Genomic DNA, 23,404 nt, shown 5'->3' on the forward strand with positions numbered 1-23,404 from the left:
CGTTCATGCGTCGATCGCCTCGCGGTCGACCCGGTCGGCGGAGTCGATCAGCCAGTTGCGGCGGGGCTCGACCTTCTCGCCCATCAGCAGCTCCAGGATCTGCTCGGCCGCCTCGACGTCCTCCAGGGTGATCCGGCGGACCGCCCGGGTGGCCGGGTTCATCGTGGTCTCCCACAGCTCGTCGGCGTCCATCTCGCCGAGACCCTTGAACCGCGGGATCGGCGTGACGATCTGCTTGCCGGCCTTCTCCAGCCGGCGGACCGTCGACTCCATCTCCGCCTGCGTGTACGTGTAGACGGTCTGCGGGTTACGCCCCTTGGTGGTGATCTTGTGCAGGGGCGGCATCGCCGCGTACAGCCGGCCGGCCTCGATCAGCGGTCGCATGTACCGGGCGAAGAGCGTGATCAGCAGCGTACGGATGTGCGCGCCGTCCACGTCCGCGTCGGCCATGATCAGGACCCGGCCGTACCGCATCGCCGACAGGTCGAACGTCCGCCCCGACCCGGCGCCCAGCACCTGCACGATCGCCGCGCACTCGGCATTGTCCAGAACCTGCTGGAGGTTGGCCTTCTGCACGTTGAGGATCTTGCCGCGGATCGGGAGCAGCGCCTGGTACTCCGACGAACGGGCCATCCGGCTCGTGCCGAGGGCGCTGTCACCCTCGACGATGAACAGCTCGCTGCGGTCCACACCGGTCGAGCGGCAGTCGACCAGCTTCGCCGGCATCGACGCGCCCTCCAGGGCCGTCTTGCGGCGGGCGGCGTCCTTCTGCTGCTTCTGGGTGAGGCGTACGCGCGCCGCGTCGACGATCTTCTGGAGGACCGTCCGCGCCTCGGCCTTGGTCTTCCGGTCCTCCAGCCAGGCCTTGAGGTGCTGCTCCACGAGGCCCTGGAGCACCTTCGTGATGCCGGCGGTGGACAGCTCGTCCTTGGTCTGGGAGGTGAACTGCGGCTCCGGGATCCGCACGTGCACCACCGCGGTCATGCCCTCGAGGATGTCGTCCAGCGTGGGCGGCTCCTCCTTGGCCTTGAGCAGGCCACGGGCGTTGCGGACCGCGTCCACCAGCGCCCGCGCCAGCGCCCGCTCGAACCCCTTGCGGTGGGTGCCGCCGTGCGCGTTGCGGATCGTGTTGGTGAAGCACTCCACGGTGCGCTCGTAGCCGGTGCCCCAGCGGAAGGCCACCTCCACCTCGGCGCGGCGCTGCACGTTGGACTGCATGACGCCGTTGGCGTCGGCGGCGTTCTCCCGGTACGTCCCCTCGCCGGTCACCAGTAGCGTCCCGGACACCGGTCGGTCACCGGACGGGGCGAGGAACTCCACCATGTCGGTCAGGCCGTTGGGGTAGTGGAACCGCTCCTCGACCGGCTCCGCCCCGGTGTGGTCGCGCAGCAGGTAGCGGACGCCGGGCACCAGGAACGCCGTGTTGCGCAGCTTCATCCGCACGGCCTCGCCGTCCAGCGACGCGCCGGTCTCGAAGTAGCGCGGGTCGTGCCAGTAGCGGATCGACGTGCCCGTGCGCTGGCCGCGCTTCATCCCGCCGACCACCTGGAGCCCCGGGCCGGCGGTGAAGGGCGCGTCCGGCCCGTCGCCGTCGAAGATGCCGGGGACGCCGTGCCGGAACGACATCGCGTGGACCTTGCCGCCGCGGCGGACCGTCACGTCGAACCGGCGCGAGAGCGCGTTGACCGCCGAAGCGCCGACGCCGTGCAGGCCACCCGACGTCTTGTAGCCCGAGCCGCCGAACTTGCCGCCCGCGTGCAGCCGGGTGAGCACCAGCTCGACACCCGAGATGCCGGACTTCGCGTGCACGTCGGTGGGGATGCCCCGGCCGTCGTCGTCGACCTGGACCGAACCGTCGGCGTGCAGCGTGACCTCGATCGACGTCGCGTGACCGGCGACGCCCTCGTCGGTGGAGTTGTCGAGGATCTCGTTGACGAGGTGACCCACGCCACGGCTGTCGGTCGAGCCGATGTACATGCCGGGACGCTTGCGGACAGCGTCCAGCCCCTCGAGGTGCGTGAGGTCGTCGGCCCCGTACAGGGTCTCAGGCTCTGCGGTCAACTGGTCGTACTCCCAGGTCTCGGCGGTGTGGTGCCGCGGACGGCGGGCATCGGCCGGAAAGCGGCGCGCCGCAGCGAGCCTAGCCGCAGGCCCCGACAACGCCCGGGAGCCCCGCTCGACCCGCCGCAACCGGCGCAACCGACCCGGCCGCCGGGTGATTCCGACCGTGACCCAGGCGACACTCCTTCCCGGTCGGTCCACACCGCGAAACCCCCGCCGGAGGAGAGCGGCGAACCTACGGTCCCGCTACCCTGACGGCGGTCGCGCCCCGACCGGGGTGCCGGATCACGCGGGGGTGCCACCGTGGCGCAGGAGGACGCGGCGGACCGGTTGTCAGCGGAATCCCTCGCCGCCGGCGACCCGACCGGCTGGTTCGACCGGCTGTACACCGAGGCGGCGCGCGGCGACGCCGTCGTCCCCTGGGACCGGGACGCGCCGCACGGGCTGCTGGTCGACTGGACCAGCCGGCACCGACCGTCCCCGGGCGGCCGGGCCGTCGTGGTCGGCTGCGGCTACGGCCGCGACGCGGAGCACCTCGCCACCCTCGGCTACCGCACCGTCGGCTTCGACATCTCCCCCACCGCCGTCGAGGCGGCCCGCCGGCGGCACCCCGGCTCGCCGGTCGACTACCGCAGCGCCGACCTGCTCACCCCTCCCACGGACTGGCGGCACGGGTACGACCTGGTGGTGGAGAGCATGACCGTGCAGGCGCTGCCACACGAGATCCGGGCGGCCGCGATCCGCGCCGTCGGCGACCTGGTCGCCCCGGACGGCACCCTGCTCGTGATCGCCGCCGGCCTTGCCGAGGACCAGGATCCGCCGGCCGGCCCGCCGTGGCCGCTGACGCGGGCCGAGATCGACGCGTTCGCCGCGGGCGGCCTGACCGCTGTGCAGGTCGAGGATTTCGAAGACCCCTCCGGCGTACGCCGCTGGCGCGCCGAGTTCCACCGACCCGCCTGATCGGCCGCTCAGCCGCGGCTCCGCTCATGGGGGGTGCCGTGGGGGCGTGCGTCTCCGTCGGCGCCGGGTGTGGTTTGTGGTTGCGGTTGAGGGGTGTGGCCCGCCGTGCCCGGCTCCGGGCGGTCAGGCTTGATCCCTGCCCGGTCACGGCGGGCCACACCCCTGACCTGGTCGGCCACCTGCCGTGCGCCGGGCTCAGACCCGTATCCGAGCGAGATGGTGGAGGGAAATGGCCCCTGAAGGGGCCAAATTGTTCCGGAGACCTCGGTGCGCCGAATGCGCGTGCTGGGGGGTTTGTCGGGCTCGGCTGTGCCGTCTCGGGTGAGCTGTCCGGTTTGGGGGTGTGATCGGCGGCATCCTGGGGGTGGAATCGTGGCGGGGGCGGGGTCGTTACATCACCTGGACGATCGAGCAGGGCCACCCACCCGAGCGGTGGATGCGGGCCCCGGGCCGGCCGGAATGATGGCGAGCCGGCGGTCGTTACATCTGGACCCGGCACCAAGAGCCGTCCACCTCCGCCGAGGGATGGGGCTCTGAATCCCCCGGTCGCCGGTTCCTGATCCATTCCTGTCGGACCGGTCCACCCCCTGGACCTCGACGGGATCCCCCAAGTCTTTGAGCGCCGGACGGTGCTTGCGCCCCCAACCCGATCCCCCTCGGGTGGTGGCGTCTTTCCCCCGAATGGAGCTTGTCATGAACTCGAAGCTGCTGCGTAAGGGTGTTCTCGGTATCGCTGGTCTGGCCTTCGCCTCCGGTGTGGTCGCCGGCCCGGCTACCGCGCAGGCCGCCCCGTCGGTGGAGTCGAAGCCGGTCGCGGTCACCGTCCTCGCGGACAAGGTGGACAAGGGCACGCTGATCCCGCACGGTGTGCAGGGCGAGCAGTCGCGGATCGATCTGGACGACGAGCAGGTCGCGAATGTGAAGGCGATCATCGCGGCGACGAAGAAGGCCGGCATGGACGAGCGGGCCGCGGTGGTGGCGATCGCGACGGCGTTGCAGGAGTCGAAGTTGGTGAACCTGGGTCACCTGGGTGAGCGCAACGACCACGACTCGCAGGGCCTGTTCCAGCAGCGTCCCTCCAGCGGGTGGGGCACGGTCGAGCAGATCACCGACCCCGAGTACAGCACGATGGCGTTCCTGAAGGGTCTCAAGCAGGTCGACGGCTGGCAGGACATGCCGCTGACCGAGGCCGCCCAGACCGTGCAGGTGTCGGCCTACCCCTTCCACTACGCCCAGTGGGAAACCCAGGCCGCCGACCTCGTCGCCGAGCACTGGAACAGCTGACAACTGATGACTTTCCTCAGAGGGGGAACAAGCCGCTGGCCGGCACCCGGATCCCGGGTGCCGGCCAGCGGTGTCTGCGCACGCCGCGCTGGACGTGTCGTGACGCCCGGCGTCCGGGCCGGTCAGCGGGCGGCGGTGTCGCGGACCGCCTGGGCGAACACCTCGGAGCGGTGCTCGAAGTTGCGGAACCGCCCGTAGCTCGGCGCGGCCGGCGACAGCAGCACCACCCCGCCGACCGGCGTGATGTCCCGGGCCAGCCGTACGGCGTCGACCAGGTCGTCGACGACCTCGCAGCGCACCTTGGGCAGCCCGTCGAGCGCCGTCACGATGCGCGGGCCGCTGTCCGGGACGCCGATGACGGTGATCTCCCGCTCGGCGAGGTGCTCGCGCAGCGGGGTGTAGTCCAGCCCGCGGTCGGTGCCGCCGACGATGACGGTGAGCGGGCGCCCGTCGTACGCGTCGATCGCGTGCATGGCCGCGTACGGGCTGGTGGCGAGCGTGTCGTCGACGAACGTGAGCCCGGACGGGTCGACGATCTCGGTGAGCCGGTGGGCGAGGCCCTGGAACTCGGCGACCGCCACCGCGAGCGTGTCCCGGCGGGCGACCACGTCGACGCCGAGCGCGTCGAGGACGGCGAGCGCCACGCACAGGTTGCCCTCGTTGTGCCGGCCGACCAGCGGCAGCACGGCCCGCGGGAAGAGCGGCTGGTCGCCGAGGTGGAACCAGGGCGTGCCGTCCGGGCCGGCCGCCACGTGGGTGGTGTCCGGGGTGCCGGCGCGTACGGCGGGCCGGTCGCCGAGTTCGGCGGCGAGTCGCGCGTCCGCGCCGTTGACGACGATCGCCTCCGGCCCGTGCGCCAGCAGGTTGAGCTTGTCGCGGTAGTACTCCCGCTCGCCGCCGTGCGCGTCCAGGTGCTCGGGGAACAGCGCGGTCACCACGGCGACCCGGGGCGAGTCGGCCAGGTCGCTGCACTGGTAGCTGGACAGCTCCAGCACGTACAGCTCGGCCTCCGGCAGGTCCAGGGTCGGCACGCCGATGTTGCCGCCGAAGACGTTGGGCCGCTCCACCGCGGTGAGCAGGTGGCTGATCAGGCTGGACGTGGTGCTCTTGCCCTTGCTCCCGGTGACGCCGACGGTGCGCGCGGCGTGGTCGGCCATCCACAGGGCCGTGCCCTGGGTCACCGGCACACCGCGCCGGCGCAGCTCGACCAGCCACGGGTGGGTGTTCGGCACTCCGGGCGAGCGGACCACGACGTCCGCGGCGGCCAGCCGGTCGAAGCCCGCCTCGCCGGTGACCAGCGGCGCCGCCTCGGCGAGCGGCCCGTCCCAGGGAAGGCTGAGGAAGGAGCGGCTGTCGTCGACCGCGACCAGGTCCGCCGGGCCGTGCGCGGCGATCGCGGTCACGGCGGCGCGGCCCTCACGACCGGTGCCCCAGACGGCGACTTTGCGTCCGCGCAGGTCAGACAGGCGCACGGGCTCTCCTCGGGATGTCGGCGACGTCGGCGGGCGAGGTCCGGCGCACTCGGGCACGGCGGACGAACCAGGGCCTAGTATGGCGTGTGCCCAACGAGCAGCTACGGCGGATGGACGCCTTCACCTTCCCGTCCTACTCGATCGACCTCTCCACCGGGGAGGTGTTGTTCGACTACGCCCTGACCGGCCCCGACGGCGAGCAGCGGTTCACCGAGGTGGTCACCCTGCCGCTGCCCGACGCGCCCCCGTCGGACGAGACGGTCGCGACCCTGGGCCGCGTCCTGGAGCTGCTGCACGTGGTGGCGGGCGTCAGCTACTACAAGACGGCCGCGCCGCGCCGGCTGGTGCTGCCGGCGCCGCTGGGGTCGGCCGCCGTGGATCTGGTCACGGCCGTCTACTCCAAGGGCCTCGGGGAGTACGCGTACCGCAACGCGCTGCCGCACGTGCTGGAGCTGCGTCCCGAGGTACCCGCCGGTGAGGTGGCCCCGGCCGTCGGGTACGACACCTACGGCCGGCGGCCGCTGTCGGCGGTCGGCGGCGGCAAGGACTCGATCGTCAGCCTGGAGGCGCTGCGCCGGGGTGGTTTCGACCCGGTGCCCTTCTCGGTCAACCCCAACCGCGTGATCGAGTCGGTGAACGCGGCGTCCGGGCTGCCGGCGCTGGCCGCGCGGCGGCGGATCGACCCGGTGCTGTTCGACCTGAACGAGGCCGGCGCGCTCAACGGCCACATCCCGGTCACCGCGATCAACTCGCTGATCGCGGTCGCGACGGCGGTGCTGAACGGCCTCGGCCCCGTGGTGATGTCCAACGAGCGCTCGGCGTCGGACCCGAACCTGGTCTGGGACGGGCACGAGATCAACCACCAGTGGTCCAAGGGCGTCGAGGCGGAGGGGCTGCTGCGGGCGGCGCTCGCCGAGCACGCCGGGCTCACCGACCCGTACTTCTCCCTGCTGCGCCAGTTGTCGGAGCTGCACATCGCGCGGCTGTTCGCGTCGATCGACCGGTACGACGACGTGGTGACCAGTTGCAACGCGGCGTTCAAGCTGCGCGGCGCGAGCGAGCGCTGGTGCCGGAACTGCCCGAAGTGCCGGTTCGTCTTCCTCGCCCTGGCGCCGTTCATGCCGCGCGAGCGGATCACGCACATCTTCGGCGGTGACCTGCTCGCCGATCCGGCGCAGCTGCCGGGTTACCGGGAACTGCTCGGCGTGGACGGGCACAAGCCGTTCGAGTGCGTCGGCGAGGTCGAGGAGTCGGTGGTGGCGCTCAGCCTGCTCGCCGAGCAGGACCAGTGGCGCGACGCCCCGGTCGTCCGCGCCCTGGTCGACGCCGTCCCCGAAACAGCCTGGCAGGCAGCGGCCTCGTCGGACGTCCTCACCCCCGGCGGCCCCACCTTCGCCCCGACGGTCTACGCGAAAACCCTGGACTCCCTGTCCTGACCCACCCCGGCCCGCACGGGTTGATCATGAGGTTAGCGGGTCCGAATCGGGACGAACCGACCCGCTAACCTCATGATCAACAGGCCGAGGGTGGGGCGCGGGGGCGGACGCGCGGGGCGGGACGGTTACGGGGTGCGGATGGCGTCCAGGGCCAGCAGGGCCACGTGCAGGGAGAGGCAGGCGTCGACCGAGTCCAGGTCGACGTCGAGGATGCGGCCGATCCGGGCGAGGCGCTCGTAGAACGCCGGGCGGGACAGGTGCGCGGCCGCCGCGCCCGCCGACTTGTTGCGGCCCTGCTCCAGGTACGCGCGCAGCGTGCCGAGCAACTGCTCCCGGGGGTGCTGGGCGTCGTACGCGAGCAGGGCTCCCAGCTCACGCTCGACGAACGTCTGCATCCGTGGCTCGTCCCGCAGCAGGTGCAGCAGGCCGGCGAGGCCCACGTTCGGGAGCCGGAAGATCGGCAGGTCCCGGCGGTCGCGCCGGGCGGCGTCGGCGATCTGGCGCGCCTCGACCAGCGACCGCCGCGCCTCCCGAAGGCTGCCGACGCCCGAGCCGGCGGCGATGACGACGGCGGCGGGCGGCACCGGCCGCACGGGCGCCCCACCGGCCCGCGGCACGCCCCCTACGCCCGACGCCTCACGGGGTGCCGGCACACCGCCGCCACGGGTCTCCTCGTCGGGACAGGGCGCGGCGCGGGACGGCTCGGCCGGCCGGGGCACGTGCGCGTCCGGGCGGGTGCGGCGCAGGGCGGCGGCGAAGGCGGCGAGCGCCCGATCCTCGGCCGCCGCGTCCGGCAGGGCGAGCAGCGCCCCCACGGCCTGGTCGTCGAGGGCGCTGGTCAGCGCCGTCAGCTTCGCCTCGCGGACGGCGTGCCCCACCGCCTCGGCGAGGTCCCGCAGCCGGGCCGGCCCGGCCTCCGGCCCGCCCGGGGCGGGGCCAGGTTCGCCGGCCGGTTCGTGGCCACCCTCGCTGGCCGGGTCGTCGGACCGGTACCGGACGACCACGCCCACCAGGTGCCGCCGTTCCAGCACCACGCCGAGAGCCCGCGCCCGCAGCGCCACCTCGTCCACCGGCCGGGAATGGTCGAGCAGGGCGGTGAGCAGGGTGCGGTGCAGCTGCCGCTCCAGGCCTTCGGCGTCGCGGCGGATGAGCCGCCCCAACGCCAGGGTCGACGCCGCCCGCTCCACCAGGATGGTCAGCCGGGTCGGCGGGCTGTCGGGGGTACGCGGGCCCGCCGCCGGCTCGCCGGGCCGGGCCCCGCCGGCGGGTACGTCCCGCCCGGACTCGGACGGCCGGCGCGGGCCACGGGTGGTCAGCTCGCCGTCGCCGGGCCAGCGCAGCAGCAGCCGCCCCCAATCCTGCCCACGGGCCCCGACCATGGTCACCAGCCAGCCGCTGTCCGTGTCGTACGCGGTCCGCCCGGCCGGCCGGATCCGCCGGGAGTGCTGCTCCCAGCCGTCGAGCAGCAGCTCGGCGCTCTCCCCCGCCGGGTCGTACGCGAGCACCTGCCGGGACAGGTTCTCCAACACCACCGGGCACCCGGACAGCTCGGCGGCCTGCCGGACGACCTCGCCCGGGCCGGCGCCCTCCACGGACAGCTCGGTGAAGCGCTGGTGGATCTCCTCGGTGGCCCGCAGCTCGGTGAGCTGCGCGTCGACGATCAGCGCGTGCACGGCCTCGGTGATCCGCACGAACGGGGTGGCACGCCGCAGCTCGACCAGGGGCAGCCCGCGCCGCTCGGCGGCGGCCGCCATTACCCGGGGCACCCCGCTCACGTACCGGCGGCCCAGCTCCACGACCAGCCCGGACACCCCGACGTCGGCCAGGTCGGCGATGAACGCCCGCAGCCCGGCGTCGTCGGCCGGCAGCCCGATGCCGGTGGTCAGCACCAGTTCCCCGCCGCCGAGCAGGGTGGCGATGTCGGGCACCTCCGCCACGTGCACCCAGCGGACCGGCCGGTCCAGCCCGGCGTCGCCCGCAACCAGGCGCGGTGCGCCGTGTCGCAGCGGCTCCAGCGCGAGCACCTCACGGACGGTAGGGAACACGGCCGACACGCTACCGTGCGTGACCTCGAACGCTCACCCCCCGGCGGCGTCCGTCGGCACGTTCCTGCAGGAGCGGCCGTCCGGCGCGGCGAAGAGCCACGTCCTCGTCACCGGGAGCGCACGCTCCGGAGTCGGCACCCGGTCAGAGCGGGTCGTCGCGGCCGAGTTCCCAGCAGGCGACGGCGGTGGCGGCGGCGACGTTGAGCGAGTCCACGCCGCGCCGCATCGGGATCACCACGCGGACGTCGCTGGCGTCCATGGCCGCCCGGGTCAGGCCGGCGCCCTCCGCGCCGAGCAGCAGGGCCGCCCGGGCCCGCTGGCCGGCGTCGAGGTGCTGGATCGGCACCGCGTCCGGGGCGGGGGTCATCGCGAGCACGGTGAAGCCGGCCGCGCGGACCTCGGCGAGCGCGTCCGGCCAGGGGTCGAGCTTGGCGTACGGGACGGCGAACACCTCGCCCATGCTGACCCGGACGCTGCGCCGGTAGAGCGGGTCGGCGCAGGTCGGCGAGAGCAGGACCGCGTCGACACCGAGACCCGCGACAGCCCGGAAGATCGCGCCCAGGTTGGTGTGGTTGTTGACGTCCTCCAGGATCACCACGCGGCGCGCGGCGGCGAGCACCTCGGCCGCCGGCGGCTGCGGTCGACGCCGGAACGAGGCCAGCACTCCCCGGTGGACGTGGAAGCCGGTCGCCTGTTGCAGGACGTCCGGCGTCGCGGCGTAGATCGGCGCGTCCCCGGTGTCCAGGTCGGCGAGCTGGTCGACCCGCTTGGCGTCCACCAGGTACGACCGGACCGGGTAGCCCGCGCGCAGCGCGCGGCGGAGCACCAGTTCGCCCTCGGCGATGAACAGGCCGTGCGGTGGTTCCCAGCGGGTCCGCAGCTCCACGTCGGTGAGGGCGCGGTAGTCGGCGATCCGCTCGTCGTCGGGGTCGGTGATGAGGTGGACGGGCACCCGACGATTCTGCCGGACGGCCCGCCGACCCCCGACGGACGCCGCCCACCGGCCGGTTACCGGAACGCCCCGAGTGGTCGGCACGGCGTCGATCAGGTTGAGCGCCTCAGCCGGCCGACACCACCCGGACATCAGCGGTTGAGCTTTCCGGAAACATTCCGTTAGCATCGATCCGCGCGGATGGGCACTCCACCGGAATTCTCGCAGGCACCCGGGCGGCCTGCGCGGGTCGCGCGGCGCGGATGGGCAGCGCCGGCAGAGCACCCGCACCCCACCATCCGATCTCCCGGAAGGCATTTCGACATGAGCAACCCTCCGGTCCCCCGTGCGGACCGACCGAGCCGGTCCCGCGCGGCCCGACTCCTCGCCCTGACCGCCGCGGTCACGGGCACCCTGGTCGGCGCGACCGTCGCCCTCGCCCCGACGGCCAGCGCCGGCACGACGCTCGGCGCGTCCGCCGCCGAGAAGGGCCGCTACTTCGGTGCCGCGGTCGCGGCGAACAAACTCTCCGACAGCACGTACGTGGGCATCCTGAACCGCGAGTTCAACTCGGTCACGCCCGAGAACGAGATGAAGATCGACGCGACCGAGCCGCAGCAGGGGCAGTTCACCTTCACCAACGCCGACCGCATCGTCAACCACGCCCGCTCGAACGGGATGAAGGTGCGGGGCCACACCCTGGCGTGGCACTCCCAGCAGCCGGGCTGGATGCAGAACATGTCCGGCACCGCCCTGCGCCAGGCGATGCTCAACCACGTCACCCAGGTGGCCACCTACTACCGCGGCAAGATCGACTCCTGGGACGTGGTGAACGAGGCGTTCGCCGACGGCTCCACCGGCGCCCGGCGGGACTCGAACCTCCAGCGCACCGGCAACGACTGGATCGAGGCGGCGTTCCGCGCCGCGCGGGCCGCGGACCCGAACGCGAAGCTCTGCTACAACGACTACAACACCGACGACTGGACGCACGCCAAGACGCAGGCCGTCTACCGGATGGTCCAGGACTTCAAGCAGCGCGGCGTGCCGATCGACTGCGTCGGCCTCCAGTCCCACTTCAACAACCAGTCGCCGTACCCGAGCAACTACCGCACCACGCTGTCCAGCTTCGCCGCACTCGGCGTCGACGTGCAGATCACCGAACTGGACATCGAGGGGGCGTCGGCGGACACCTACCGCCGGGTCGTCGAGGACTGCCTCGCCGTCGCCCGGTGCAACGGCATCACGGTCTGGGGCATCCGGGACACCGACTCGTGGCGCTCGTCGCAGAACCCGCTGCTCTTCGACGGCAGCGGCAACAAGAAGCCCGCGTACACCGCGGTGCTGAACGCCCTCAACGGCGGTGCCACGCCGCCGCCCAGCACCACCCCGCCGCCGTCGACCCCGCCGCCCAGCACGCCCCCGCCCGGCCCGGGCGGCTGCTCGGCGACGGTGTCGCTGCAGACCTGGACCGGCGGCTTCGTCGCCACCGTCCGGGTGACCGCGGGCTCGTCCGGCACCAACGGCTGGGCGGTCAACCTGACGCTGCCCGGCGGCGTCTCGCTGGTCAACACGTGGAACGCCACGCCCAGCGCCAACAGCGGGGCGGTCCGGTTCAGCAACGTGAGCTACAACGGCCGGCTGGGCGCCGGCCAGACCACCGAGTTCGGGTTCCAGGCCAATGGCAACGCCGGCGGGCTGACCCCGACCTGCTCGGCGAGCTGACCGGAACGGCGCCCGGTGCGGGTTCCCCCCTCCCCGCACCGGGCGCCACCCTTTCGTGGCGTTTCGTCCGTTCTGCCCCGGGAATCCGCCCGCCGCACCCGTGAGCGGAGGGATCGATCAGGTGAGCATGGACGGCGACACGTACCTCCCGGCCGCGCCGTGGCCCCTGCCCCGCGACGCCACGGTCGCCGACCACATCGTGCAGCGGATGGCCTGCTGGGGCGTCCGCCGGTACTTCGGCTACCCGGGTGACGGCATCAACGGCATGACCTCGGCCCTGCAACGCACCCGGGAGCAGGCGCACTTCGTCCAGGTCCGGCACGAGGAGACCGCCGGCTTCGCGGCGTCGGCGCACGTCAAGTACGGCGGCGGCCCCCTCGGCTGCGTCCTGGTGACCAGCGGCCCCGGCGCGATCCACGTCCTCAACGGCCTGTACGACGCCAAACTCGACCACCAGCCGGTCGTCGCGCTGCTCGGGCACACCGCACTCACCGCCGAGGGCGGCGGCTACTACCAGGAGGTCGACCTGCTCGCCCTCTACAAGGACGTCGCCGCGGCGTTCCTGGCGCAGGTCGACCACCCCGCCCAGGTCCGGCACCTGGTGGACCGGGCCTGCCGGACGGCGCTCGACCGCCGTACCGTCACCGCCCTGGTCCTCCCCCTCGACGTGCAGGACAAGCCGGCGGTGCCGGACCCGCCGCACGCGCACGGCTACTACCACACCAGCAGCGTGCCGAGCACCGGCCCGACCGTGCCGCCGGAGACCGACGTCCGCCGCGCCGCCGAGGTGCTGGGCAGCGGCGAGCGGGTGGCGATGCTCGTCGGGCAGGGCGCGCTCGGCGCCGAGACCGAGGTACGCGAGGTCGCCCACCGGCTCGGCGCGGGCGTCGCGACCGCCCTGCTGGGATTCGCCGCCGTCGACCACCGCGAGCCCTGGGTCACCGGCGCGATCGGCCTGCTCGGCACCCGCCCGAGCTGGCACCTGATGAACCACTGCGACCGGCTGCTCATCGTCGGCAGCAACATGCCGTACTCCGAGTTCTATCCCCCGCCCGGGCAGGCGCGGGCGGTGCAGATCGACCGGGACGGCACGATGATGGGGCTGCGCTACCCGACCGAGGTGAACCTGACCGGCGACGCCGCCCCCACCCTGCGCGCGCTGCTCCGGGAACTGGGGCCGGGCCCCGCACCGACCGGCTGGCGGGAGACGATCACCCGGGAGACGTCGTCCTGGCGGCAGGCGCAGCGCGACCTCGCCGCGCAGGCCGCCGACCCGGTCAACCCGCAACTGCTCTTCGCCGCCCTGAGCGACCGGCTCCCCGACGACGTGATGCTGGCCGTCGACTGCGGCACCGCGACCGCGTGGTACGCGCGCCACGTCCAGGTCCGCCCGGGGATGCTGGCCAGCCTGTCCGGCACCCTGCTGTCCATGGGCGGCGCCATGCCGTACGCCCTCGCCGCCAAGTTCGCCCACCCGGACCGCCCCCTCGTCGCGCTGATCGGCGACGGCGCCATGCAGATGAACGGCGTCAACGAGCTGATCACCGTGGCGAAGTACTGGCGCGGCTGGTCCGACCCGCGCTTCGTCGTCCTGGTGCTCAACAACCGCGACCTGGCGTTCGTCAGCTGGGAGCAGCGGTCTACCGAGGGCACGCCGATGTTCCCCGACAGCCAGCAACTGCCCGACATCGGCTACCACCGGTGGGCGGAGGTGCTGGGACTCGGCGGCGAACTCGTCGACTCCCCCGACCAGATCCCGGGGGTCTGGGAGCGGGCGCTGAACGCCGACCGGCCGACCGTGGTCAACGCGCTGGTGGACCCGGCCGAGCTGATGCTGCCGCCGCACTTCACCGCCGACCAGGCCCGCAAGACCGCCGCGGCGATGCTGCGCGGCGACACCGACTGGGCGGGCATCCTCCGCCGCGGCCTGCCCGCGACGGTCGCCGCCTACCGGCCGCGCCGGGGTTGAGCGCCGCCGGTCAGTCGCGCTTCACCGCGGCGAGGAAGACCCGCCAGGCGTACGGCTCGAAGTTGAGCGTCCCGCCGTCGCGGTCCTTGGAGTCGCGCACCAGCACCACACCCGGCAGGTTGTCGGCAACCTCCACGCAGGACCCGCCGTTCGTGCCGGACCGGGTCGACGTGCGCCAGAGCGCTCGGGTCACGTCCATCGCTGTGCCGCTTCCGTGAGCAGGTGGAGCGACTGCCGGCAGGGCAACGCCTGACCGTGAATCGACTCCCACGTCTTCTGGAGCGTAGCAATGTCCTCGCATTCTGCGACGACCTGCGCCCGCACCTGATGATCGAGGTGCGCCACCGTCGAGCCGTCCGGAAGAGTGGCCAGGATGAAGCCACCCTGTAGTCCCGGGTAGACGGGCGTGTCAGCGGGCACCACCTGGATCTGGATGTGTGGTTGGTCGGCGCAGGCGGCCAGGTGCGCGAACTGGGCCGCCAACATGCCGGGCGGCCCGTCGAGCGGCCGTTGGAGGGCCGCGCCGTCGCACACCGACCGCGCCCTCGCCGAGATCGGCCGGGCCGGACTCCACGGACACCCGGTGCCGCTCGCCCCCGACATCACCCGGCCCTGCGGACACGTCCACGTCTACCCCACCGGCCGGCTCGGCGCTGACCCGGGCCACCCGTCGTGGTGCGACCGGGCCGGCTGCGCCACCCGTGGCCAGCACCGGTCAGTTCAACTGCCGATCAGCGTCGGCCAGCCGGAGGCGGCCATCGCCGATCTGGCCCTCACCCGGGGCCTCGCTCCGGGCCTGGAACCGGCGCTGGCGCTCACGGTCGTCGACGGCGCCGCCGGCACCGAGGTCGTGCTGTCCCTCGGGCAGGGTCGCGTCCTCTCATACCAGGTCCGCCGCCTGCTCGACCTCGCGACGCGACACCGCACATGTTAGGAAGGGCCCCTTGTGCAACGCCAGGCGTTGACAAGAGGCCCTTCCGTTGGCCTCAGCCGCGGCGGTCGAGCCAGCGGCGGAATTCCTCCAGCGGGTCCTCGGTGCGGTCGTCGCGCTGCGGCCGGCGGTCGTCCGGCTCGGGACGCTCGACCGGGCGGCGCGGGTCGCCGACCAGCGCCGGGCTGGGCGCGGCGAACGCCTTCTCCGGCCGGCCCGCCACCGCCGTGGCGATGACCCGGGCCACCGCGTCGATCACCTTCGCCTGGACGGGGCCGCCGACGGCGTCGGTCGTGTCGTCCGGGTTGGCGGCGATGCCGGCCACCGCGACCTGCGGGGTGAAGCCGACGAACGTCTCGGTGGCGTTGCCCTCGGAGCTACCGGTCTTGCCGGCGACCGGACGGCCGTCGAGGATCCGGGTCACCGAGGAGGCCGTGCCGCCGTTGCACTGGCCGAACGGCGACTGCTGGCCGACCGGGCAGCGGGCCGCGTCGGTGGCGGCCCGGGCGATGTCGGCGTCGAGCACCCGCTTGCAGGACGGCTCGACCGGCACCGTCGAGCCGTCCGCCACGGTCACCGAGACCACCGGCAGCGGCTTGCAGTACGTACCCTCGGCGGCCACCGTGGCGTACGCGTTGGCCAGGTCGAGCGGGGTGGTGGAGGCGACGCCGAGGGTGAAGGCGCCCCAGTTCTCGGCGTTGTTCTCGGCGAAGGCGGCGTCGGCGTCGGCGCGGAAGGTGATGCCGAGGCGCTGGGCCATCTCGACCACCTTCTCCGGCCCGACCTGCTCGGCGAGCCACACGAAGTACGTGTTCACCGAGCGGCCGAAGCCGTCCCACATCATCCGGTACCCGTCCATCCACTCCGGGTTGGCGTTGGCCGGGCACCACCGGCCGTCGCAGGCGCCCTCGCCCTCGGCGGCGTACCGGGTGGGCAGGCGGCTCGGGACGTCGAAGCCGGTGGACAGCGGCTTGCCGGCCTCCAGGGCGGCGAGCATGGTGAACAGCTTGAACGTCGATCCCGCCTGGTACCCGGCGACGCTGCCGCCGCCGGAGATCAGCGGGTTGACCGTGTTGGGGTGGTTGGCCTGGCCGTCCGGGTTCGCGTCCAGGCTGTAGTGCCGGTTGACTGCCATGGCGAGGACGCGGCCGGTGCCCGGCTCGACGGCGGCGATCGGCAGTGCGCGCTTGTTGTCGTACCCGTAGACGCCGGTCGCCTGCTTCTGCGCGGTGGCCTGGACCTGCGGGTCCAGCGAGGTGACGACGGTGTAGCCGCCGCGGCGCAGTGCCTGCTCCCGCTCCTCGACGGTCTCGCCGAACGCCGGCTGGGCGAGCCACCACTGGCGCAGGTAGTCGCAGAAGAAGCCCCAGTCGTCGTGCCCGCCGGCCGGGGCGGTGCAGCCGTTGGGCTGGGCGGTGGGACGGAGCTTGAGCTGCTCGGCCTTGGCCGCCGCGGCCTGGTCGGCGGTGATCGCGCCGGTGGCGACCATCGCGTCGAGCACGTACGACCGCCGCGCGAGGGCCGCGTCGGCGTCGCCGTCGATCGGGCTGTACGCCTCGGGCGACTGCACCAGCCCGGCGAGCAGGGCCGCCTCGGTGAGGGTCAGGTCGGCCGGCGCCTTGGCGAAGTAGCGCTGGCTGGCCGCCGCGATGCCGTACGCCCCGGACCCGAAGTACGCGATGTTCAGGTAGCGGTTGAGGATCTCGTCCTTGCTGAGGCTGTCCTCCAGCGCGTTCGCGTACCGGATCTCCTGGACCTTGCGCTCGACGGTCTGCTCGGTGGCCGCGGCGCGCTCCTCGGCGGTGCGGCCGGGATCGTTCTTGAGGACGTTGCGGACGTACTGCATGGTCAGCGTGGAGCCGCCCTGAGCGGTCTCGCCGCCGCGGACGTTGGCGACCAGGGCGCGGGCCATGCCCCGCAGGTCGACGCCGTCGTGGCTGTAGAAGCGGCGGTCCTCGGCCGCGACGATGGCCTGCCGCATCACCGGCGCGATGTCGGTTAGGGGCACGTCCGTGCGGTTGACGTCGTAGAACGTCGTGATCAGCGTCTTGCCGTCGTTGGCGTAGAGGTAGGAGCGTTGCGGCGTGGCGGGGGTGCGCAGCGCGTCGGGCAGCGCCGAGTAGCCCCCGAGCGCCGCGCGGGCGGCGTACCCGACCAGCAGGTTCCCCGGCAGTGCCGCGACCGCCAGGACCAGACCGGCGAGTACGCCGGCGAGCACCACGGTGAACAGCCGCGCCAGCGGCGTACGGGAGGCCATGGTCCCCAGAATTGCCACGAAAGCCGCCAACCGACCACCCTCAGCGGGCGGTTGTCAGCAACCTCACGGTGAGTAACCAGCACCTTCCCAGCCGCCTTGACCTGGTCGATCATGGAGTTGGCGGGTGATTTGGAGATCAACATGCCCGCCAACTCCATGATCAACGCGATTGAGGCCCGAGGGTCAGCCGGCGGCCAGGGGCCCGCCGGGGCCTCCGGTGGTGCCGGGGGCGGGCGCGGAGGTGGCGACGCTGGCGTTCGTCGCGTCGCGGATGATGTCGCGCGGGAGCAGACGGCCGGAACGGTAACCGATGCCGATACCGGCGATCAGCACGAAGATCGCCCCAAACGTCTGCAACGAGCCGATCAGCGACCCGCCCAGGCCGAGCAGCGGCGCCGCGATCATCAGCATCGTGCCGTCCCCCATGCTGAACATGCCGGAGCGGGCGACCGCCCAGCCGATCGACAACCACGCCAGGCTGTAGAACGTCGCGCCGACGAGCACCAGCATGCGGGCGGTGGTGCCGAAGACCGGCGTCTCCTCCGCCAGGCCGGCGAACGGCAGCATGAGCACGGTGCCGGCGAGGCTCAGCAGCAGGCCGGTCACCGCGCCGCGCCGGCTGCGGGTCGCCGCGAGCAGGCCGGTCAGGGCGAGGATCGCCAGCAACCCGAGCCACACCGCGGCCACCCACCCCACCAGGTAGAGGGGACGGCCGTCGGCCGGATACGGGTCGTTGCCGATCCCGCCGTCGCTGGCCATCGACACGAGGCCGTAGAGGATCGCGTACGTGGGAAGCAGCCACACCGCCGCGCGGGCCAGCCGTCGCAGCGACCAGGCCCAGGTGGCGTTGGTGGCCGGCGGAGCGGGCGGTGGATCGCCGACGAACGGCAGCACCCCGAAGCCGCCGCCGGTACGCCGGGTGCCGAGCGGCCCGACGGGGTCGTGCGCGCCGGGCACCGCCGCCGAGGACCGTGACCGCTTCGCCGGATCCATCATGCGTGACCTCGCTCCCTGCACGAGCGGTGCGGGACACGCCGGGGCGCCCCGAGGCCTGGTCACCGCCCGTCCTAGGACCGATGGTGGCAGGCGCCGGAGCGCCCCATGAGGAGTTCTCGTTATTGACCCGGGGTTGCCGCGTCAGCCCCGTTCGCGCTGGTCGGCGGGGTCGCTGAGGAGGCTGCTCGGGGAGACCGGCTCCGGCGCGGGCAGCCCCTGCGGTCCCTTGCCGCCGGTGGCCTGCGCCTCGGCGACGCGTACCTCGTCGTGGATCTCCTGCGCGGCGGCGGCCGCGGCCTGCGCCGCCTCGGCGGCCTCCCGCTCGACCTGGCTGGCGCCGTCGGAGGCCTCCGGCGTCGGGACGTCGCCGACCATCTGGCTCAGGCCGCCCAACGCGCCGCCCATGCCCTCGAGGGCCTTGGTCAGCTCGGCCGGGACGATCCACACCTTGTTGGCGGTGCCGTTGGCGATCTGCGGCAGCGCTTGAAGGTACTGGTAGGCGAGCACCTTCTGGCTCGGGTTCGCCTGGTGGATCGCGTCGAAGACGGTGCGGATCGCCTTGGCCTGGCCCTCCGCCTGGAGGATCCGCGCCTGCCGGTCACCGTCGGCGCGCAGCACCGCCGCCTGCTTCTCACCCTCGGCGGTCAGGATCTGCGACTGCTTGTGCCCCTCGGCGTTGAGGATCGCGGCACGACGGTCCCGCTCGGCGCGCATCTGCTTCTCCATCGAGTCACGGATGCTCGGCGGCGGCTCGATCGCCTTGATCTCCACCCGGGTGACCTTGATGCCCCACCGGCCGGTGGTCTCGTCGAGCACGCCGGACAGGTGCCGGTTGATCTCCTCCCGGCTGGTCAGCGCCCGCTCCAGGTCGAGGGAGCCGATCACGTTCCGCAGCGTGGTGACGGTGAGCTGCTCGATGGCCTGGAGGAAGTTCGAGATCTCGTACGTCGCCCGGACCGAGTCGACGACCTTGAAGTAGAGGACCGTGTCGATCGAGACGACCAGGTTGTCCGAGGTGATCACCGGCTGCGGCGGGAAGCTGACCACCTGCTCCCGCATGTCGACCTTGGTGCGCACCGAGTCGATGAACGGCACCAGCAGGTTGAGCCCCGGGTTCAACGTGCGCTTGTAGCGGCCGAGCCGCTCCACCACGTCCTGGCGCTGCTGCGGCACGATGCGCACCGACTTCGCCAGGGTCACCACCGCGATCACCGCCACGGCTATCAGCAGGACCGGGAACACGAGTTCCATATGCTCACCTTTTCGCGTCGGGTAGCTCGCCGGGGGAAGAAACGTCGTCCCGCCACACCAGGGCGGTGGCGCCGCGTACCTGGATCACCTGCACCCGGTCGCCCGGGGCGAAGACCTGTGTCGCGTCGTAGGAGCGGGCCTGCCACAACTCGCCGTCGATCTTGACCAGGCCGTGGTCGGTGTCGACCCGCTCCAGCACGAGGGCGGTGGACCCCTCGATGGCCTCCACGCCGAACGGCTGCTCGCCGCCGCCGGGCCCGGAGCGCCGGCGCAGCGCCGGGCGGACGCCCAGCACGGTCAGCGCCGAGACCACGGCGAAGACGATCGCCTGGATCTCCACAGGGGCACCCAGTGCCGCGGCGCCCGCGGCGGCGAACGCGCCGACCGCGAACATGATCAGGAAAAGTGTCGTCGTGAAGATCTCGGCGATGGCGAGCACCACGCCGAGCACGATCCACAGCACCGCGTCCACGCAACGATCGTGACACGCGAATGCACGTGTCATCGAACTGTCATGATCAGTAGGCTGCGGGCAACCCGCGCCCCGAGGAGAGCCCGTGTCCCTGCTGCCCGAGACCGCCCGCCGGATCGACACCCTGGTCGCCGAGGCGCAGTCCGCCGGCCGTACGCCGTCGCTCGCGATCGGCCTGGTCCGCGACGGCGCGCTCGCTCACCTCGCCACCGCCGGCGACACCCCCCGCCCGGACGCCGACCTCCAGTACCGCCTGGGCTCGATCAGCAAGACGATGACGGCGACCCTGGTCCTCCAGGAGCGCGACGCGGGCCGGCTGGCGTTGGACGACCCGCTCGACCGGCACCTGCCGGGCACCCCGGTCGGTGGGCTCACCCTGCGACAACTGCTCGGCCACGCGAGCGGCCTGCAGCGGGAGCCGGTGGGATCGTGGTGGGAGCGGGCCGAGGGCGGGGACCTGTCGGCGCTGCTCGCCGGGCTGCACGCCGACAAGATCGCGTACCCGCCGCACCGGTGGTACCACTACTCGAACCTGGCGTACGGGCTGCTGGGCGGTGTGCTCGAACGGGTCAGCGGCACGGCCTGGGCCGACCTGCTGCGGCAGCGGATCCTGGAGCCGCTCGGCATGCGCCGGACCACGTACGCCGCGACCGAGCCGTTCGCCCGCGGCTACGTGGTCCATCCCTGGACGGACACGCTTCGGGAGGAGCCGCGGACGGACACCGGGGCGATGGCCCCCGCCGGTCAGCTCTGGTCCACCGTGACGGACCTGGCCCGCTGGGCGGCGTTCCTCGCCGACCCCACCCCGGACGTGCTCGCGCCGGAGACGCTGACCGAGATGTGCGCGCCGGTGGTGATCAGCGACCTGGAGTCGTGGACCGACGGGCACGGTCTCGGCCTGGAGCTCCACCGGCGCGGCGACCGCGTGTACGTGGGCCACGGCGGCTCGATGCCCGGCTACGTCGCCGCCCTCGTGGTGCACCGGCCGAGCCGCACCGCCGTGGTCGGCTTCGCCAACTCGTACGGCTTCCGCAGCGGCGGCATCGGCGGTCTCGCCCTGCGGCTGCTCGACCTGGTGCTGGACGCCGAGCCGGTGCCCCCGGCGCCCTGGCGACCCGCCGCGCCGCCGCCGGACGAGGTGGCCGAGCTGGCGGGCCGCTGGTGGTGGATGGGCGTGCCGATGGACGTCACCTGGGAGGCGGGCGAGCTGGTGGCCGCCGTACGCGGCGAGCGGGTCAGCCGGTTCGCCGCGGAGGGGCCGGACCGCTGGCGGGGCCGCTCCGGGCCGGAGAACGGCGAGGGCCTGTCGGTGCTGCGCGACGGGGCCGGCACGGCGGTGGCGCTGGACATCGCCACGTTCGTCTTCACCCGCAGCCCGGACGAGGAGCCGTGAGCCGGCCGCCCGGACGTGCCGGACGCCGCCGTCCCACGCGGCGGCTCAGTCCCACGCGGCGGCTCAGTCCTCCGGCTCGGTGACGAAGTCGATCAGGCGCTCCATCGCGTTGATCAGCGGTGTCTCGACGTCGGCGAAGCTGTTCACCCGGGAGAGGATGTGCCGCCACATGTCGGCGGGCTCGGCCACGCCGAGAGCGGCGCAGACCCCCTCCTTCCAGGACCGGCCCGGTGGCACCACCGGCCACGCCGCGATGCCCAGCGCCGCCGGCCTGACCGCCTGCCACACGTCGACGTAGGGGTGCCCGGTCACCAACACGTACGGGGAGGTCACCCGGGCCACGATCCGGCTCTCCTTGGAGTTCGGCACCAGGTGGTCGACGAGGACGCCAAGCCGCCGGCCGGGACCGGGGGCGAAGTCGCGGACCTCGGCGTCGAGGGCGTCGATGCCGTCCAGCGGCTCCACCACGACGCCCTCGACGCGCAGGTCGTCGCCCCAGATCCGCTCGACGAGGGCGGCGTCGTGGATCCCCTCCACCCAGATCCGGCTGGCCTTGGCGACCTGGGCGCGGACGTCGTCGACGGCGATCGAACCGGAGGCGGTGCGCCGCCGGGCCGCCGGCACGGCGGGGCGCGCCGGGCGGCGCAGCGTCACCGGACGGCCGTCGAGCAGGAACGCCGCCGGCAGCAGCGGGAAGTTGCGCCGCCGCCCGTGCCGGTCCTCCAGCACCACCGCCCCGGACTCGAACCCGACGACGGCCCCGCAGAACCCCGAGTCGGCATCCTCGACCACCAGATCAAGCTCGGCATCCACCTCCGGGGTGACCTTCCGCCGCCGCCAGTCCTCCGCCAACACGTCCTGGTCGTACCGCCCCACCATGCCGACCACGCTAACGACCCGCGCCCGGGTCCCGGCTCCCGCCACGCCGCCCCCGGTCCACCTCGCCGCCGATCTTGCACTTCCTGCCCGGTCGAATCGCCACGAAGACCGCAAAGAAGGGACCAGAACTCCATGATCGGCGAGAGTGGGACGAGCGGGGCGCGGGAGACCGACGGCACGGGCGGCAGTCGAGACAGGGGCGGTCGTCAGCACGTACCCTTTCGGCATGTCCACCCCCGCAGCGGGCGCCGCCACCATCGCGCCGCGCCGGTCCAGCCGGTTCGTTGCCTGGGTACGCGCGTGGCGCGCCGGGCTGGTGCCCTTCGACGAGGTCGCCGACGCCATCGCCGGTGACGAGGAGCACCTGGTCGCCGACGCACCCGGCACCTGGACCGACGTCCCGCTGCCCGAGGCCCTGCCCACCCTCGCCAAGCTCTCGCCGGACGAGATCCGCCTGGTGCTGCCCGCCCCCGGTGACCCGCGCGGGCTGCCCGGGCCCGGTGACTTCGCCGGTGCGGCGCTGCTCGCGGGCGAGGCGGTGGTGGCCGGTGCGCTCGGCCTGATCCCGCAGGTCCGCACGCATACCTCCGGCTCCGGGGACACCTTCGAGACGGTGCTGTGGCGGGTCTACCCGCTGCCCGCCGACGCCCCGGCGGCGTCGCTCGTGCTGCCCGGCGCCGCCGAGGCGGAGGCGGAGCTGGCCGCCGCGCTGGCCGAGACCACCGCGGCGCTGACCCGGCTGGACGTGGCGCAGTGGCGACCCGAGCTGGCCGGGGCCCTGGAGGCGCTGCGCCGCCCCGACCGCACCACCGACCTGCCGCCCGGTTTCGACCCGCGCGCCCGTCGGCTGTTCGCCCGCGCCGCCGTGCTGGACCGGGTGCTCGCCCTGGCCGGGCACGCCGCGCCGGGCGGCGCGATCAACAACTACGAGGCCCAGCAGCGCGACGCCGCGCTGCGTCCGCTGACCACCGCCTGCCGGCAGGCGCTGGTCGCCGCCTGCAACGCCCCCCTGCGCCCGTAGCCCACGCCGACCCCACCGGTCCGGCCGCGCCGGCCCGGCGTGCCGCGCTCGCTCAGCGCCAGCCCGGCGTGCCGTGCTCGCTCGGCGCCGGCCCGGCGTGCCGCGGGCACTCCGCCAGGCCCACCATGCTCGCTCGGCGCCGGCCCGGCGTGCCGTGCTCACTCCGGTCGAGCCGCCTCCCGGCCGGGCGACACGTCCTTCGGCCGCTTTGCTCTGCTTCAACCCACGCACCGGTTCCGGCACAAGACCGTTGCGTCCGTTGAAGCAGAGCAAAGGGAGAGAGGGGTCAGTCCGTCCCCCCAGGGCTGCGCCGGGACGGCCGGC

The 23,404-nt window shown here is 73.3% G+C and carries 18 protein-coding genes and 1 pseudogene; 8 read left to right on the top strand and 11 right to left on the bottom strand.

Annotation, left to right across the window (positions count from 1 at the left end; translation table 11 throughout):
* Positions 1-3 precede the first annotated feature (3 nt).
* Entirely contained in the window at positions 4-2,061 is a 2,058-nt protein-coding gene (locus tag HCJ94_RS11845) for a DNA gyrase/topoisomerase IV subunit B (protein WP_168001035.1), read from the bottom strand.
* A 303-nt stretch (positions 2,062-2,364) separates the two neighbouring features.
* Here HCJ94_RS11845 and HCJ94_RS11850 point away from each other — a divergent pair, with 303 nt between their 5' ends.
* Positions 2,365-3,021, top strand: coding sequence for a class I SAM-dependent methyltransferase (locus tag HCJ94_RS11850; protein WP_168001036.1), 657 nt, complete (start codon positions 2,365-2,367; stop codon positions 3,019-3,021).
* 693 nt (positions 3,022-3,714) lie between these two features.
* Entirely contained in the window at positions 3,715-4,305 is a 591-nt protein-coding gene (locus HCJ94_RS11855) for a hypothetical protein (protein ID WP_168001037.1), read from the top strand.
* 122 nt (positions 4,306-4,427) lie between these two features.
* Here the strand turns inward: HCJ94_RS11855 and murD are convergent, their stop codons facing one another.
* Positions 4,428-5,777, bottom strand: coding sequence for a UDP-N-acetylmuramoyl-L-alanine--D-glutamate ligase (murD, locus tag HCJ94_RS11860; RefSeq protein WP_168001038.1), 1,350 nt, complete (start codon positions 5,775-5,777; stop codon positions 4,428-4,430).
* A gap of 86 nt (positions 5,778-5,863) precedes the next feature.
* On the opposite strand from murD, the gene HCJ94_RS11865 reads away from it, so the two are divergent.
* The gene (locus HCJ94_RS11865; RefSeq protein WP_168001039.1) at positions 5,864-7,213 is read left to right on the top strand and encodes a MurL-like N-terminal domain-containing; all 1,350 of its coding nucleotides are present in this window, start codon (positions 5,864-5,866) and stop codon (positions 7,211-7,213) included.
* Positions 7,214-7,338: 125 nt separating this feature from the next.
* Here the strand turns inward: HCJ94_RS11865 and HCJ94_RS11870 are convergent, their stop codons facing one another.
* Together HCJ94_RS11870 and HCJ94_RS11875 are read right to left on the bottom strand one after the other, a co-directional pair.
* Positions 7,339-9,258, bottom strand: a complete 1,920-nt coding sequence (locus HCJ94_RS11870; protein WP_168001040.1) for a PucR family transcriptional regulator — start codon at positions 9,256-9,258, stop codon at positions 7,339-7,341.
* Positions 9,259-9,400: 142 nt separating this feature from the next.
* Entirely contained in the window at positions 9,401-10,294 is an 894-nt protein-coding gene (locus tag HCJ94_RS11875) for a TrmH family RNA methyltransferase (protein ID WP_373684261.1), read from the bottom strand.
* 219 nt (positions 10,295-10,513) lie between these two features.
* On the opposite strand from HCJ94_RS11875, the gene HCJ94_RS11880 reads away from it, so the two are divergent.
* Positions 10,514-11,911, top strand: coding sequence for an endo-1,4-beta-xylanase (locus HCJ94_RS11880; protein ID WP_168001042.1), 1,398 nt, complete (start codon positions 10,514-10,516; stop codon positions 11,909-11,911).
* Positions 11,912-12,038: 127 nt separating this feature from the next.
* Positions 12,039-13,880, top strand: coding sequence for a thiamine pyrophosphate-requiring protein (locus HCJ94_RS11885; protein ID WP_168001065.1), 1,842 nt, complete (start codon positions 12,039-12,041; stop codon positions 13,878-13,880).
* Between the two features lie 10 nt (positions 13,881-13,890).
* On the opposite strand, the gene HCJ94_RS11890 is transcribed toward HCJ94_RS11885, so the two are convergent.
* Both HCJ94_RS11890 and HCJ94_RS11895 read right to left on the bottom strand, forming a co-directional pair.
* Complete coding sequence (locus HCJ94_RS11890) at positions 13,891-14,073, bottom strand: DUF397 domain-containing protein (RefSeq protein WP_168001066.1); 183 nt, start codon at positions 14,071-14,073, stop codon at positions 13,891-13,893.
* Positions 14,070-14,417, bottom strand: a pseudogene (locus tag HCJ94_RS11895) (Scr1 family TA system antitoxin-like transcriptional regulator); the annotation flags it as partial. The gene HCJ94_RS11890 and the pseudogene HCJ94_RS11895, both read right to left, overlap by 4 nt.
* A gap of 46 nt (positions 14,418-14,463) precedes the next feature.
* Between HCJ94_RS11895 and HCJ94_RS11900 the strand changes: the two are divergent.
* Positions 14,464-14,814, top strand: coding sequence for a hypothetical protein (locus tag HCJ94_RS11900; protein ID WP_168001044.1), 351 nt, complete (start codon positions 14,464-14,466; stop codon positions 14,812-14,814).
* A gap of 52 nt (positions 14,815-14,866) precedes the next feature.
* On the opposite strand, the gene HCJ94_RS11905 is transcribed toward HCJ94_RS11900, so the two are convergent.
* The 4 genes from HCJ94_RS11905 to HCJ94_RS11920 all read right to left on the bottom strand — a co-directional run bounded on the left by HCJ94_RS11905 (position 14,867) and on the right by HCJ94_RS11920 (position 19,787).
* Positions 14,867-17,068 (bottom strand): transglycosylase domain-containing protein, encoded by a 2,202-nt coding sequence (locus HCJ94_RS11905; RefSeq protein WP_168001045.1) that lies wholly within the window; start codon positions 17,066-17,068, stop codon positions 14,867-14,869.
* A 183-nt stretch (positions 17,069-17,251) separates the two neighbouring features.
* Positions 17,252-18,061: a hypothetical protein gene (locus tag HCJ94_RS11910; protein ID WP_373684262.1), complete on the bottom strand. Its 810-nt coding sequence runs from the start codon at positions 18,059-18,061 to the stop codon at positions 17,252-17,254.
* 144 nt (positions 18,062-18,205) lie between these two features.
* Positions 18,206-19,315 (bottom strand): SPFH domain-containing protein, encoded by a 1,110-nt coding sequence (locus HCJ94_RS11915; RefSeq protein ID WP_168001047.1) that lies wholly within the window; start codon positions 19,313-19,315, stop codon positions 18,206-18,208.
* Between the two features lie 4 nt (positions 19,316-19,319).
* Entirely contained in the window at positions 19,320-19,787 is a 468-nt protein-coding gene (locus HCJ94_RS11920; RefSeq protein ID WP_168001048.1) for an NfeD family protein, read from the bottom strand.
* Positions 19,788-19,872: 85 nt separating this feature from the next.
* Here HCJ94_RS11920 and HCJ94_RS11925 point away from each other — a divergent pair, with 85 nt between their 5' ends.
* Positions 19,873-21,180, top strand: coding sequence for a serine hydrolase domain-containing protein (locus HCJ94_RS11925; protein WP_168001049.1), 1,308 nt, complete (start codon positions 19,873-19,875; stop codon positions 21,178-21,180).
* 63 nt (positions 21,181-21,243) lie between these two features.
* Here the strand turns inward: HCJ94_RS11925 and HCJ94_RS11930 are convergent, their stop codons facing one another.
* Entirely contained in the window at positions 21,244-22,059 is an 816-nt protein-coding gene (locus HCJ94_RS11930) for a DUF3097 domain-containing protein (protein ID WP_168001050.1), read from the bottom strand.
* Between the two features lie 226 nt (positions 22,060-22,285).
* Here HCJ94_RS11930 and HCJ94_RS11935 point away from each other — a divergent pair, with 226 nt between their 5' ends.
* Positions 22,286-23,080 (top strand): Rv1486c family protein, encoded by a 795-nt coding sequence (locus tag HCJ94_RS11935; RefSeq protein WP_168001051.1) that lies wholly within the window; start codon positions 22,286-22,288, stop codon positions 23,078-23,080.
* Positions 23,081-23,404 lie beyond the last annotated feature (324 nt).

Source organism: Micromonospora thermarum, from assembly GCF_012034245.1.
Taxonomy (GTDB): Bacteria; Actinomycetota; Actinomycetes; order Mycobacteriales; family Micromonosporaceae; genus Micromonospora; species Micromonospora thermarum.

What these genes read in the sequence shown, in the direction of transcription:
- HCJ94_RS11855 (WP_168001037.1), top strand. Translation starts at nt 3,715, where the DNA reads ATGAACTCGAAGCTGCTGCGTAAGGGTGTTCTCGGTATCGCTGGTCTG.
- HCJ94_RS11880 (WP_168001042.1), top strand. Translation starts at nt 10,514, where the DNA reads ATGAGCAACCCTCCGGTCCCCCGTGCGGACCGACCGAGCCGGTCCCGC.
- HCJ94_RS11885 (WP_168001065.1), top strand. Translation starts at nt 12,039, where the DNA reads ATGGACGGCGACACGTACCTCCCGGCCGCGCCGTGGCCCCTGCCCCGC.
- HCJ94_RS11905 (WP_168001045.1), bottom strand. Translation starts at nt 17,068, where the DNA reads ATGGCCTCCCGTACGCCGCTGGCGCGGCTGTTCACCGTGGTGCTCGCC.
- HCJ94_RS11910 (WP_373684262.1), bottom strand. Translation starts at nt 18,061, where the DNA reads ATGGATCCGGCGAAGCGGTCACGGTCCTCGGCGGCGGTGCCCGGCGCG.
- HCJ94_RS11915 (WP_168001047.1), bottom strand. Translation starts at nt 19,315, where the DNA reads ATGGAACTCGTGTTCCCGGTCCTGCTGATAGCCGTGGCGGTGATCGCG.
- HCJ94_RS11930 (WP_168001050.1), bottom strand. Translation starts at nt 22,059, where the DNA reads ATGGTGGGGCGGTACGACCAGGACGTGTTGGCGGAGGACTGGCGGCGG.
- HCJ94_RS11935 (WP_168001051.1), top strand. Translation starts at nt 22,286, where the DNA reads ATGTCCACCCCCGCAGCGGGCGCCGCCACCATCGCGCCGCGCCGGTCC.